Source organism: Microcystis sp. M_QC_C_20170808_M9Col (assembly GCF_007095495.1).
In the GTDB taxonomy this organism is placed as follows: Bacteria; Cyanobacteriota; Cyanobacteriia; order Cyanobacteriales; family Microcystaceae; genus Microcystis; species Microcystis aeruginosa.
Genome location: NZ_SFBZ01000226.1, coordinates 1 through 13,874, shown reverse-complemented (window position 1 = coordinate 13,874; position 13,874 = coordinate 1). Strand labels below are relative to the sequence as shown.

The window sequence follows — 13,874 nt, the reverse complement described above, 5'->3', positions numbered from 1 at the left end:
CAGTCGATTCTCGATTCTCAAGGTCGTGTAATCGGTACTTGGGCCGATGTGTTAAACCGCGCTGGTATCGGGATGGAAGTAATGCACGAGCGCAATGCTCACAACTTCCCCTTAGACTTAGCTAGTGGTGAACAGGCTCCTGTAGCTCTGACTGCTCCTGCTATCAATGGTTAATTCCTAGTCTGAACGAAAAGGCACTCCCGCGAGGGGGTGCTTTTTTGTGGCTTTCCGATTACTTTCAGAGAAGATGCCAGAATCTAGGGATAATGGGGGACAATCAGGCTAATTGATTTGGGTTGGCTGAAATAAGTCTCAATTCTTTCGTTGGTCTTAAGATTTCTCCCACACCCCGTATCGCTTTCAATCTGCTTGTCACCCCGTTAGCCATGGTTGTCACGATAGTCCGATATTTGCTCGAATTGTTCTAGAAGGAGCATTTTTCTAGAGGAGCCTTTACTTACTCTCTAGTTTACTCCTTCTCTTTTGTGTCAGTCCGCGGTTAAGCTTCGCTGGTGCGGCGAATACCTTCGTCGAGAATGAAGAACTGAGGGTTAAGAGAAGCCAACGGCTCTCGCAGTTTTTCGATTTCGGCAGCGGGAGCGTGAACTTCTAGGCGAATAATCTTGGCGATTTTGAGAAGTTCGTCTAGCAGTTCCCCGACGTTTTGTAGGTGGGCAAGAACTGCGGAGGCATCGACGTAACCCTCGCGGCAATGAAGAATATTGCCGCTAAAGGAAAAAGCATAATGGATACAGCCCTCTTCGGTGCGGGTTCTCTCAATGAACTTGGGGCCTAGTTCCTTAAAGGCATCAATTTTTCCTTCTTGTACTTCAAAGTAGGGTACGAGAGTACAGCAAGTATCGATTTTGAACATTAGATTCTCCTTCTAGGTGGTGCGGAGGGGTATCCCGCGTTTGTGGTCTCTTCTGTCAGACGCTTCACGAATTGGAAGCAAGTTAGTCCAAAAGAACCCTCGTCTTTTGTTTCTCACGGGTTTCCATTCAGACGCTTCACGAATTGGAAGCAAGTTTGGGGATCGATTTAGTCACTGACGTTTGGTAGCCCGAGTTTCCATTCAGAGGCTTCACGAATTGGAAGCAAGTTGATGAGGTTCTGACCTAATTCTATCGAGAAGCAAACTAGGTATAACTAGGGTTTGCGGCAAAAAGCTTTTCGGTGGTGGCAGGGTGTGGCCCCCCCCAACCCCCCCGACATCGGGGGGGCAGGTGGGGTGTAGAGTTTTACCCATTTTCAGGGGGTCAATTACCTAATTTTCAGGGAAAAAGTGCCTAAATTTTCCCCCCGATCCCCGCAATGGCTGGCACTTTTTGAGGGGAAAAAAGTCCAAAAGTCTTATCCAACAAGGTTTTTAGATTTATTCAGCAGACCCTAACTACTTAAGTAAAAAAACTTAATATAAATTGGGTTGGGGATAAGCCGAAACGCTGCTGCTATCCCAGCCAGTCAACCTGATTTTTTGGTGGAATTCATGGCAAAATCTTCTTAGCCTGAACTAACTTTAATCAAGCCCAACAATCTCCCCCTTGCCGGCAATCACTTCGCCGATTTGGTAGGCATTAATCCCAGAGGATTGTAGTTGATTAATAGTCGATCGAGCCAGATCTGATGGGACAATGATCACAAAACCGATACCCATATTAAAAGTATTAAACATGGCTTCGGAATTAACCGAACCCATCTGGGCTAACCAGTGAAAAATCGGCAAAATTGGCCAACTTTCGCGGTAAATCCGCACAGAATGCCCTTTACCTAAGCAGCGGGGCAAATTTTCCGGGATGCCACCCCCGGTAATGTGGGCCATGGCGTGAATATCTAACCCAGAGCGCAGCAGTTCTAGCACAGGTTTAACATAAAGTCTAGTGGGAGTTAACAAAACTTCACCTAAGCTAGAGCCGGCCAAAATTTCGGGGCAATCTTGCCAATTTAAGCCCTGGGTGTCGATAATCTTACGAACAAGACTAAAACCGTTACTGTGAACCCCACTACTGGCTAAACCGATAGCCACATCGCCGATTTGCACCTTACTGCCGTCGAGTAATTGACTTTTTTCGACAATACCGACGCAAAAACCCGCTAAATCGTACTCTCCCGCCGAATAAAACCCCGGCATCTCCGCCGTTTCCCCTCCCAAAAGAGTACAACCACTATCACGACAGGCCCTAGCGATTCCCGATACCACCGCCGCTAACTGTGACGCTTCCAGTTTACCAGTGGCGAGATAATCCAAGAAAAATAAAGGTTCAGCCCCAGAGGTTAAGACATCGTTGACGCACATGGCCACGAGGTCAATTCCCACCGTATCATGGCAATTGAGACTATGGGCAATTTTCAGCTTGGTTCCCACACCATCAGTTCCCGATACTAACACCGGTTGCCGATAACCGGAAGGTAACTGAAAATAGCCGCCAAAACCGCCTAAACCGCCGATAACTTCGGGACGGAAGGTACTTTCCACATTTTGGCGAATTTTCTCGACAAAAGCGCGTCCTGCTTCCACATCCACGCCCGCTTCTTTATAATCCATGCCCAATTGACCGATTGTATCTCTCAAATTTTACCCAGATTTCGAGCGCACTCGCTCCCTTTTCCAGCTAAACCTAACAACAATTTGTGATTGTTGCAAGAGGTCTAATCTTCTTGGGGATATTTTTCCCAAAGATCTGTGATTTGGCGAAGACTTTGGAAGTTGCCATTACCGAGGATCAAATGATCTAGGAGAGGAATGGCTAGATAGGTGGCCCCCTGTAATAATTGTTCTGTGAGTAAAATATCGTCTTGACTAGGCGCAAGTGACCCAGTGGGGTGATTATGAGCGATAATTAACTTAGTAGCTGATTGTTTCACTACTTCTCGAAAGATTTCTCGCGGATGTACCAGTGTTTCTGTGGCTGTGCCGATAGTAATCACTTTGAGTGCGATTAACTGATTTTTGACATCGAGTAAAATAACGGCGAAACGTTCCTGAGACTGATACATTAGTTCGTGTCCAAGAATAGCGGCAGCGGTATCGGGACTATCGATGACCATTTTTTCCGTCGGTCGTCGTTGAAAAGCTCGTTTTCCCAATTCGATCGCCGCTAGAATAGTAGTGGCCTTAGCCGGTCCAATGCCATGAATAGCGGTTAATTCATGGGGGTGAATATCCCTCAAAACGTCCAAAGGCTCCCGGCGATATTTACTCAATTCGTTGAGAATATGCTGTCCTAAACCCACTGCCGAGAGTTTGCCTTTACCTTGACCTGTAGCTAGTAAAATCGCTAATAATTCGGCGTTACTGAGGTTTTTCGCCCCGACACTGATTAAACGTTCCCTGGGTCTTTCACTGACGGGAATATCGGCAATTCTTAAGCTGTAGGTCATGGAAGTGGCAAGCTACCGCGATAAAATTCCATCATAATCGCAATTTTAGCCAGTGCCTAGAGGGATTTGGCCCGTAAATCAAGGGAAAAAACTCTCCTTACCGATAGCGAATTCCCGCATCTTCGAGGCGCTGTAAAGCTTCCCCTAATCGCGGGATATCGGCGATTAAACTGACGCGCACATAACCTTCCCCTCCCTCTCCAAAAGCATTGCCCGGAGTGACCACGACACCAGTTTTTTGCAAAACAGTAAGGGCGAAATCCGTGGAAGTCATACCGACGCTACAGGGAACCCAGAGATACATTGTCGCCTTAGAGGGGGGAATATCCCAACCTAATTGCGCCAAACCTTTGATGAAAAAATCTCGTCGCTGCCGGTATCTTTCCTGTACTTGTTTGACGTATTCATCCGGCAGTTGTAGGGCGGTTTCGGCCGCCTTTTGGATGACGGAAAAGATACCATAATCGAGATTGGTTTTCAGGGTGCGTAACCCTTGAATAATATCGGAATTGCCCACGACAAAACCGACGCGCCACCCGGCCATATTATAGGTTTTCGAGAGGGTATGAAATTCGACACTAATCTCTTTTGCCCCCGGAATTTCTAATAAACTGGTGGGCTGATAACCATCAAAACTTAATTCAGCATAACAGAGATCGTGGACGAGCATAATCTCATAGTGCTGGGCCCAGGCAACGATTTTCTCAAAAAATTCTCGGGGGGCAATGGCGGCGGTGGGGTTACTGGGATAGTTAAAATAGAGGATTTTCGCCTGTTTAGCCACATCTTCGGGGATAGAATCGATATCTATCAGCCAATCCTGTTCCGCTTTTAAGATGATCGGGTATAGCGTCGCCCCAGCAATCAAGGGACCGCGAAAATGGGCGGGATAGGCGGGACTGGGAACCAAGACCACATCGCCGGGGTTAACATAAGCCAAAGCCAGGTGGGATAGACCCTCTTTGGAACCTAGCAGCGGTAAAGCTTCGTTATCGGGATTGAGTTCCACACCATAAGAGCGATCATACCATTTAGCGATCGCCTCTCGGAAACTGGCGGTTCCTTCAAAGGGTGGATAACCGTGAAATTGGGGGGTTTCAAAAGCTTGAATGGCCGCTTCGATAACTGGACGCGGGGCAGCACCGTCCGGGTTGCCCATACCTAAATCGATTAAATCTAGTCCTTCTTTGCGGGCTAAGGCTTTTAATTCATCCAAGCGGGCGAAAACGTAGGGGGGTAAGGCACTTAATCGCTTGGCGCGGCTATTCGTCCAATCTACACTCATTACTTCTTGGCTTACTGATCGAGGTAATCTAACATTATGACACGAGTGTATGGCTAATTTAGCAGTTAAGCTGTTCGTAATTTAAATTGCTTGTTGAGACGAGGCAAGAGGCAAGAGGCAAGGGGCAAAAGGATAATTTTCCCTTTAACCTTTCGCTTTTTCCCTACATTTGCCGAAAATTTTTTGATTTATGCAAGAGAGCTTTTTTACTGCTTCAGTATGACTAGAATTGCCTGACATCGGAGATGGAGAGCCAAACTAAGGTAATCTGATTAATAGAGGCTGAAAATTACTGATTAGCCCCGGCATTACCCCCATTCTTCGCCATTATCGGCCGGTAAGTCCTGACTCCTCACTCCTCAATTCTTTTGTAAAATATGACTGCGATCGCTGTTCAGATAACTTCTATTTTACCCCCCGACACGACAGTTATTACCTGGCAACAAGTGCCAAAAGAGGAACAAGAAAGATTATCAAGGGCAATTAGGGGCAAAAGTCCTGAAATTATAGTTTATCCCGCTAATACAACCGCTTTATCCTCTCTGGTGCGTTTTAGCAACGAAAATCGTCTGTCTTTACTGGCCTACGGTCAAGGCAGTAAATTAGATTGGGGTGGGTTAGTCGAGTCGCCCGATATTTTAGTTAGTACCCAAAATCTCAACCGGATTATTGACCATGCTAGGGGAGATTTAACTATAACCGTGCAAGCTGGGCTTAAACTAGCGGATTTACAGGCTTTTTTAGCTCCTAGCGGTCAATTTTTTCCTCTTGATCCCAGTTACGCCGATAATGCCACGATTGGCGGTATTATAGCCACAGCCGACGCGGGAACATGGCGGCAAAGATACGGTGGTGTCCGGGATCTGATCCTAGGATTCTCCTTTATCCGTCACGATGGCGAGATTGCTAAAGCTGGAGGGCGTGTGGTCAAAAATGTGGCGGGATACGACATGATGAAGCTATTTACGGGTTCCTACGGCACTTTAGGGATTATCGATCAGATTACCCTACGACTGTATCCCGAAACTGCTAACTCAGAAACCCTGATAATCACTGGAAATAGCGAAAATATTAGTAAATTGAGTCAAGTTATTCGGCAATCGGCCTTAACTCCCACCGTGGCTGAATGTTTAAACCCAGGGATGACGCAAGCACTAGGATTAGGGGAAAAAGTCGCTTTACTGCTGCGTTTTCAAAGCATTCCCGAAAGTATTAGCGAACAATCGCAACAGGTGAGTTATTTAGGACAACAGTTAGACTGTCAGACCAATTATTATCGGGATGAGGCAGAAGTTTCTCTAGGGCAAAGATACCGAAAAACAATCGATAATTATGACCAAGAGGGCAATTTTTTCGGCAAAATAGGATTATTACCCAGCAATTTAGCTCTAGTTATCGACCAAATTAACGGACTAGCCTCGATTAATATTAGTAGCGGCGTGGGTAAAGTTATCTTAAAATCGGAGGAAAATCTTGACAAAATTCGCTCTTTATGCCATGGCAATCAGGGTTATTTAACGGTGTTAACTGCGCCGCCATCGCTAAAAGAAAAAATTGAACCTTGGGGCTATACAGGTAACGCGATTACCATGATGAAAACCCTAAAAACTAAATTCGATCCTCACGGTATTTTTAGTCCTGAACGCTTTCTTAACAAAATCTAATTAAAAATCATGCAAACCTCCGAGAATTCCGTTAACTTTCAAGAATTAATCGACCAAAAAAATCAAGGATTTGACCCCAAGAATCCCCCTGCCCAAGAATTAATAGATAGTTGTGTTCACTGTGGTTTTTGTCTATCTACCTGTCCCAGTTATCGAGTGATTGGCAAAGAAATGGACTCCCCCCGGGGCAGAATTTATCTGATGAATGCCATCAATAAAGGGGAAGCAGTTTTAGACGAAACCACTAGCCAACATTTTGATACTTGTTTAGGTTGTTTAGCCTGTGTTAGTACTTGTCCATCGGGAGTACAATACGATCAATTAATCGCCGCAGTTCGTCCGCAAGTGGAACGCAATCAACCCCGCAGTTTTAAAGATAAAATTATTCGTTTTCTCATTTTTAATCTCTTTCCCTATCCCGTCCGTCTCAAATTATTTTTACCCTTCCTCTGGTTATATCAAACCCTGGGATTACAAACCCTAGTCAGGAAATCGGGTATCTTAAAAATGCTCTTTCCCCGTCTAGCGGCGATGGAATCAATTTTACCCAAAATTACCCTGGCCTCTTTGTTTAAAAACTATGCCGATGTTATTCCCTCCCAAACTGAAAAACGCTATCGAGTGGGAGTAGTTTTAGGTTGTGTGCAGCGCCTCTTTTTCTCGCCGGTAAATGAAGCAACAGTGCGGGTTTTAACTGCCAATGGTTGCGAAGTGGTTATCCCAAAAACCCAGGGTTGTTGTGCCGCTTTACCCGCACATCAAGGACAGGAAAAACAAGCACAAAGTTTAGCCAGACAAATGATCGATAGTTTCGCAGAAACCGAGGTTGATTATATTATTATCAATGCGGCGGGTTGTGGTCATACTCTCAAGGAATATCATCATATTTTAGCCGACGATCCTGAATATAAAGATAAGGCTAAGGAGTTTGTGGCTAAAGTACGCGATGCCCAAGAATTTTTAGCCGCAGTGGGGTTAACTGCTGATTTATCCCCGATTACCGAGACAGAATTAACCCTAGTTTATCAAGATGCCTGTCATCTTTTACACGGACAAAAAATCTCCGTGCAACCACGGCAATTATTGCAAAAAATCCCCAATATTAACTTAAAAGAACCTATCGATGCGGCCTTGTGTTGTGGCAGTGCCGGAGTTTATAATATGCTACAGCCAGATACTGCCGATGAATTAGGTCAGCAGAAGGTACGCAATTTATTAAATACTGGGGCTGCGGTGATTGCTTCTCCTAATCCGGGTTGTTCCCTACAAATTAAAAAACATCTACAATTACAGGGAAAAGATACACCCGTTATTCATCCCATCGAATTATTAGATTATGCGATTCGCGGGCTGAAAATTTCCTAGTTCATCCCCGTTTAAAATAGAAAACGGGTTTCTTCAAGAAACCCGTTTTCTATTAGATATAGATAGCCCAAGATTTGGCCCAGGCGAGAATTTCATCAACTCGATCGAGGGTTGAAGATTCACAGTAGAGACGCAAAACCGGTTCGGTGCCACTAAAGCGAATTAACAACCAACTGCCATCTTCTAAACGGAATTTATAACCGTCCATAGTATTACAATCAGTCACTTGTTTACCAGCAATTTCCCTTAAGGGTTCCTTATCCAAAGCAGTAATTAACTGATTGCGAGCTTCCATATTAGCTAAGGGTAAATCAATGCGATCATACTCAGAATGAAACCCGGTTTTATCCTGTAATTGCGCGTAAAGATCGCTTAAATCTTGGCCCGATTCTACCACCGCTTCCAAAACGTATAAAGCTGATAATAAAGCATCCCGTTCGGGAATGTGAGTACCATAACCGACACCTCCCGACTCTTCCCCACCAATTAACACAGGAGTGGTCAACATTCGATCGGCGATATACTTATAACCGATCGGGGTTTCAAAGACCGATAAACCGTATAAACTGGCTAATTTGGGGATTAAATCGGAACCGCTCACCGTTTTCACAATTTCCCCTCTCATTCCCTTTTTGCCAGCTAAATGCTCGATTAAAATCGGGATGAGATTTTGGGTGCTTAAAAAATTCCCCCGACCATCGATCGCCGCCACTCGATCGCTATCCCCATCGAAGACCAAACCTACTCGCAAAGGGGCTAAATTTGCGCTGTGAGCCAGTTTATCGATGATTTCCCTCAAATTTCTCGGTAAAGGTTCTGGAGAGCCGCCACCGAACAAAGGATCGCGATTGCCGCGTAATTCCGTGATCCCCACCCCCAAAAGACGCTCTAAACCGGTAGCCGCCGCACCGTGCATGACATCGGAATAAACTTTTAGTTGTCCCGATTCGATCGCGTTGGCAATAGCGGCAATATTAACTTTTTGGCGTAAACCCTGACAATAACCTGACCATGGCTCAAAAGTGCTTAATTTACCGGCAGCTGCGTTAAATTGCGGCGGATTAGACAATAAAGCTTCAATTTGTTGGGTAATTTCCGGCGAGACAGAACCACCAAAATAACCTTTAACCTTCAAACCGAGATATTTGGCTGGGTTATGACTGGCGGTTAACACGATCGCACCGAGAGCATTTTCTGCTCGAGCTGCCCAACTAAAAGCGGGAGTCGGAGCGTAAGATTGGGAGAGAAGCACATCAAAACCGGCTTTTTGCAGCGATTCCGCCGCAGTTTGAGCAAAATCCTCCGCCATAAACCGCCGATCATAGCCGACGATCATCGTCCGCGAACCTGTGATCTGACCATAATTATCCGCTAAAACCTGAGCCGCCAAGGGAGCGAGCAGAGCGACTTGATCGAAAGTAAAATCGGCGGCGATAATCCCGCGCCAGCCATCGGTTCCAAATTTAATCGGGTTCACGGTGGTCATGATTTACGAACTACCCTTAAATATCCATTTTCCCAATACTGTAACCCGCTCCGTACCCCTTGGCGATAGGCAATGGGGGGATAGGGGAAATGGGGAGATGGGGAGATGGGGAAATGGGGAATTTCAGCTAAAACCCTAAAACCCCAAAACCCCAACACCCTAACACCCTAAAAACCCAATACCTTTTCAGGTTTCTCGATCATCGGTTTTTGCCGCCGAATCGAGCGCGCCGACTTCACTGGCTAATAATTTTTCCATTAACATTTGTAACTTCATCCGTTCTATATAGGGCCATCCCCCGGTTTCCTCGATATCCCGGAGTAATCCGTATAAGTCCTTACGGGTATTGGGTAAAGATGGCTCGAACATCTGCTCGCGAATTTGCCGATGTAAATTTTCTAAAGTTCGCAGCAACATTAACAAACCGTTACAATCTCCCTGCTGTTCTTGGGCGATCGCTGTCACCGTCGTTACAAGGGAATCTAGTTGGCTATCTAATTGGCTGTTATCTCCCGGCAATCGGCTATTCATGTTCCTATTTGAAAACAGTCACACCAATCATATCAGTCATCAGCTATCAGTTACTTAGAGCCTCCTGAGTTGAAAGAGGGTGTGGGGAAGTGGGGAAGTGGGGAAGTGAGGAAGTGGGGAAGTGGGGAAGTGGGGAAGTGGGGTGTGGGGTGTGGGGTGTGGGGTGTGGGGAGAACAAAGCTGCCTTTTGCCTCTTGCCTCTTGCCTTTTGCCTTTTGCCTTTTGCCTTTTGCCTTTTGCCTCCTGACTCTTGCCTCTTGCCTCTTGCCTCCTATCTCCTGACTCCTATCTCCTGACTCCTATCCCCTGCCTGCCGTCCCCTGTCTCCCATCTTCTCAATGGTCACTGATCTTTGATAAACTGAGTTTCGGTGAATTGGCCCGACCGATTCGATAATTCATCAGGCTATGGATCAAGGGTAGTAATTGTAAAGATTGACAAAGAGAGGTTGACATAGATGAGATTTCGTGCCTTGTTAGTTGCCTTTTTAGCCTTGTGCTTAGGGGTGTTGACAGCTTGTAGCGACGCGCCTAGTGCCGTCCTGAATAGAAACGAGCTAACCTATGATGAAATTTTAAACACGGGATTAGCTAACAAATGTCCGCAGATTTCCGAGTTCACCCGGGGTACTCTCCCCTTAGAACGCGGCGAAAGTTATGTGGTGACAGATTTATGCTTGGAACCCCAAGAATATTTTGTCAAGGGTGAACCCGTTAATAAGCGGGAAGCAGCCACCTTTATACCGGGTAAACTCCTAACCAGAGATACCACCAGTTTAGAACAGATGACAGCGAGTTTAACCGTAGGCGAAGACGGTGTTTTAACCCTCAAGGAAGAAGACGGTATCGATTTCCAACCCGTTACCGTACAATTACCCGGAGGTGAAAGAGTTCCCTTGTTCTTTACCATCAAAGGTTTCACTGGCAAAACCGAAGCCGGATTTAACTCGATTAACAGTTCCACGGATTTTGAAGGCGACTTTAAAGTTCCCTCCTATCGTGGCGCTGGTTTCTTAGATCCCAAAGGTCGGGGTGTGGTAACGGGTTATGATAACGCTGTCGCTTTACCCGCTAGTGCTGATAGTCAAGATTTCCAGCGCGCTAACGTCAAAGCGACGGAACTGGGTAAAGGTACTATGTCTTTACAGGTAACTAAAGTTGACGCTTCTACCGGCGAGTTTGCTGGTGTTTTTGAAAGTGAACAGCCTTCCGACACCGATTTAGGGGCAAAAGATGCTGAAGAAGTGAAAATTCGCGGCATTTTCTATGGTCGTCTCGAAGCTCGTGCCTAATTAATAAATTCAGAATTTCTGGAAATTAAGGCGAATTTCTCCCCAGAGAAGTTCGCTTTTTTTCGGCTCTCTTGGGGTTGTTGAGCAGTTACAATAAAGATTGACCTCGCCTTGGAGGAAGAGTTGCTAATGCCCAAGAAGACGAACAAGCAAACGGAAGCCAAAAGTTACAACCATGGCGAGGAACATCCCCAGCGTCCCGATATTAGCACGGAACCCCACTTCAAGAAAAAGAAACCCCCTGTCACCTATCGTTATGATTCCTCCTTGTCCCCAGAGTTAAACTGGGATGAAAACCCCGCACGAGAAGAAGCTGAGGCCTTAATTGAGCAAATTCTCGCAGCAGAAGATTTAGAAACCGCCAAAATAGCAGCGCGTAAACTCAAGGCAATCGGTGAACCGTTTTTAAATTGGACAGGAAAGGCCGAAAGATTATCTTTTCAAGTGCCGACTTTACCCCTATTTGTCCATGAACGTTTATCCACTAGGGCAATTATTGAAACCCTGAAATCCCACAAGGTGGAAAAAGGGGAACAATTGAATCTATTTAATGACCCTAAATGGTCAATTACTGACCAGATTCTCCGAGCTTACGAGTATCACGATAAATGGGTAAACCGGATGATTCTCGGTGACTCGTTGGTGACGATGAACTCCCTACTGCAATACGAGGGGATGGGGGGTAAGGTGCAGATGATTTATATTGACCCTCCCTACGGGGTAAAATTTGGTTCTAATTTTCAACCTTTTGTGAGAAAACGCGACGTTAAACACAACGATGACGATGATTTCACCCGCGAACCAGAGATGGTGCAAGCTTATCGAGATACTTGGGAATTAGGGTTACATTCTTATCTGAGTTATTTACGCGATCGTTTGTTGTTTGCCCGGGAGTTGTTGACTGATAGCGGGAGTGTTTTTGTGCAGATTTCCGATGAGAATGTTCATCATGTTCGGGAGTTGATGGATGAGGTTTTTGGGGGGGAGAATTTTGTTTCACAGATTGCTTTTAAAACCACAGCAGGCAAATCTAGTAATAGAATTGATAGCATATACGACATTATTTTGTGGTATTCAAAAAATAATCAAACTTTAAAGTTTAGACCAATTTTTGTTTCACGTTCTCAAGAAGAAACTGATCAAAGATATTGTTATTTACAATTACCAGATGGGACTAATCAAAGATTATCTAATGAGCAATTACAAGGATTAGAAATTATCCCAGAAGGAAAAAGATTTAGAATTACTGCTTTAAATTCTCAAGGAGAAACATCTGGGTTCGATAGGGGGTCATAAATCGACTAAATCCTTATCTGGTAAGAGACTTAATTGATTAGTTCGCTCTAGATCAAAAACAATTGACAAAAATCGCTAAATGCCTTTCTATATAAGTGTTTCATCCCTTATAACCCCCGTCCATTGCATAACAATTACCGAAGAGCCCTTTTTATCCGCCAAAAGGAAGACATTGGTCTATTGTACCTTCTGGTTTAACAAAATTAGGAGAGTTAAATAGATTAATTTTAGAAGGAAAAAGTCTTTGTTATAAACGGTTTTTGTCTGATTATCCTATTTCAGAAATCAAAAATATTTGGATGGATACAGGAGGCGGAGCTTTAGTATATGAAAAAATATATGTAGTTCAAACAACAACAAAAGCAATACAACGCTGTCTATTAATGACCACCGACCCCGGCGATTTAGTATTAGATATCACCTGTCTAAGAAAAGGTACAAAAATCCTTATTCCCCACCAACCAACTAACTCCCCCCCTTTGAAGGTAGGGCAGGGGGGGGTAAAATCTCAGACACCGGGGAGCTACCCCCCCAACCCCCCCGACATCGGGGGGGCTTTAGGAGGGCAAGGGGGGGCTTTAGAGGCTTTAGAAATAGAAAAATTACAACCGGGAGATTATGTCATCGGACACGATCTGCAACCTCATCGGATTCTTCGTACTATCAGCAAAACCCATCAAGGGAAAATGATCGGGATTCGTCACCACCTTTGTCAGCAAATCCTCTGGGTAACGGGAGATCATCGAGTCTTATGTCAAAAACGGACAACCGGTTATGGAGGCGATCGCAATTGGGAACATATTCCTAAAAATAATTTTGGTTTAGCTAGAGAAATGAGAAAAGAAGCGACTCCAGCCGAAGCTAAATTATGGCAAGAAATCAAAGGAAATCAATTAGGAGTTAAATTCCGCCGTCAACATCCTATTGGACGTTATATTACCGACTTTTATGCAAGAGAAAAGGGTTGTATTGTTGAAGTAGATGGAGATAGCCATTATAGGCCAGATGCGACAGTTTATGACCAAGAAAGAGATACTTATTTAAACTCTTTGGGATTAAATATTTTGCGATTCAATAATCAAGAAATTTATCATAATTTGACGGGAGTATTAGAGACAATTAAAGCCCCATTGGCTGCGGTTGAACCTTCAGAAGATCATTACAAAGAATGGCGACGGGCTGATACTTTAAAAATCGGTGATATTGTTTATTTTGGCAGGGAAAAAATACCCTGTGAAATTAAATATTTAGAATCGGAAATAACGACGGAAACAGTCTATGATTTAGAGATTGAAACTGTCCACTCTTTTATTACTGAAGTTTGTACCGTTCATAATTGTGGAAGTGGGACAACCGCCTACGTTGCCGAACAATGGGGGAGAAGATGGTTGACATCCTCGCCGCCGTAAAACGGACGGCGATTCCTCACCACGCCACTTTTTTAGGGTGGTCGCTGAATGGGGTTGACGCAGATAGCGAAAAACGCTTAATTGCTTAAGTCTGACACTTTCGACCCGTCCGTTTTGAGTGTCCGAATGCCGGACGGCCACTTTGAACAAGTCGAAAAAATCTCAT

The 13,874-nt window shown here is 44.9% G+C and carries 11 protein-coding genes; 5 read left to right on the top strand and 6 right to left on the bottom strand.

Annotated elements, in window-relative coordinates; all coding sequences use genetic code 11:
• Positions 1 to 499 precede the first annotated feature (499 nt).
• The 4 genes from EWV68_RS13265 to EWV68_RS13250 form a co-directional block, all read right to left on the bottom strand.
• On the bottom strand, positions 500 to 874 hold the full coding sequence (locus EWV68_RS13265; RefSeq protein WP_004162726.1) for a putative quinol monooxygenase: 375 nt from the start codon (positions 872 to 874) through the stop codon (positions 500 to 502).
• Positions 875 to 1,519: 645 nt separating this feature from the next.
• Positions 1,520 to 2,545, bottom strand: coding sequence for a phosphoribosylformylglycinamidine cyclo-ligase (purM, locus tag EWV68_RS13260; RefSeq protein WP_287170049.1), 1,026 nt, complete (start codon positions 2,543 to 2,545; stop codon positions 1,520 to 1,522).
• A gap of 104 nt (positions 2,546 to 2,649) precedes the next feature.
• Entirely contained in the window at positions 2,650 to 3,381 is a 732-nt protein-coding gene (gene radC, locus EWV68_RS13255) for a RadC family protein (RefSeq protein WP_004162729.1), read from the bottom strand.
• Positions 3,382 to 3,478: 97 nt separating this feature from the next.
• Positions 3,479 to 4,666 carry an aspartate aminotransferase gene (locus EWV68_RS13250; protein WP_287170047.1) on the bottom strand — a complete coding sequence of 396 codons (1,188 nt, stop codon included), beginning with the start codon at positions 4,664 to 4,666 and terminating at the stop codon, positions 3,479 to 3,481.
• A gap of 377 nt (positions 4,667 to 5,043) precedes the next feature.
• Here EWV68_RS13250 and EWV68_RS13245 point away from each other — a divergent pair, with 377 nt between their 5' ends.
• Positions 5,044 to 6,330 (top strand): FAD-binding oxidoreductase, encoded by a 1,287-nt coding sequence (locus tag EWV68_RS13245; protein ID WP_287170046.1) that lies wholly within the window; start codon positions 5,044 to 5,046, stop codon positions 6,328 to 6,330.
• Between the two features lie 9 nt (positions 6,331 to 6,339).
• Complete coding sequence (locus tag EWV68_RS13240; protein ID WP_004162732.1) at positions 6,340 to 7,695, top strand: (Fe-S)-binding protein; 1,356 nt, start codon at positions 6,340 to 6,342, stop codon at positions 7,693 to 7,695.
• 52 nt (positions 7,696 to 7,747) lie between these two features.
• On the opposite strand, the gene EWV68_RS13235 is transcribed toward EWV68_RS13240, so the two are convergent.
• Positions 7,748 to 9,181, bottom strand: coding sequence for a phosphoglucomutase/phosphomannomutase family protein (locus tag EWV68_RS13235; protein ID WP_287170045.1), 1,434 nt, complete (start codon positions 9,179 to 9,181; stop codon positions 7,748 to 7,750).
• Between the two features lie 186 nt (positions 9,182 to 9,367).
• Positions 9,368 to 9,712 carry a hypothetical protein gene (locus EWV68_RS13230; RefSeq protein ID WP_004162734.1) on the bottom strand — a complete coding sequence of 115 codons (345 nt, stop codon included), beginning with the start codon at positions 9,710 to 9,712 and terminating at the stop codon, positions 9,368 to 9,370.
• A 457-nt stretch (positions 9,713 to 10,169) separates the two neighbouring features.
• On the opposite strand from EWV68_RS13230, the gene EWV68_RS13225 reads away from it, so the two are divergent.
• The 3 genes from EWV68_RS13225 (at position 10,170) to EWV68_RS13215 (ending at position 13,708) form a co-directional block, all read left to right on the top strand.
• Positions 10,170 to 11,003 carry a photosystem II manganese-stabilizing polypeptide gene (locus EWV68_RS13225; RefSeq protein ID WP_004162736.1) on the top strand — a complete coding sequence of 278 codons (834 nt, stop codon included), beginning with the start codon at positions 10,170 to 10,172 and terminating at the stop codon, positions 11,001 to 11,003.
• Positions 11,004 to 11,132: 129 nt separating this feature from the next.
• Entirely contained in the window at positions 11,133 to 12,299 is a 1,167-nt protein-coding gene (locus EWV68_RS13220) for a DNA methyltransferase (protein WP_287170044.1), read from the top strand.
• Positions 12,300 to 12,559: 260 nt separating this feature from the next.
• On the top strand, positions 12,560 to 13,708 hold the full coding sequence (locus EWV68_RS13215) for a DUF559 domain-containing protein (RefSeq protein WP_287170043.1): 1,149 nt from the start codon (positions 12,560 to 12,562) through the stop codon (positions 13,706 to 13,708).
• Positions 13,709 to 13,874 lie beyond the last annotated feature (166 nt).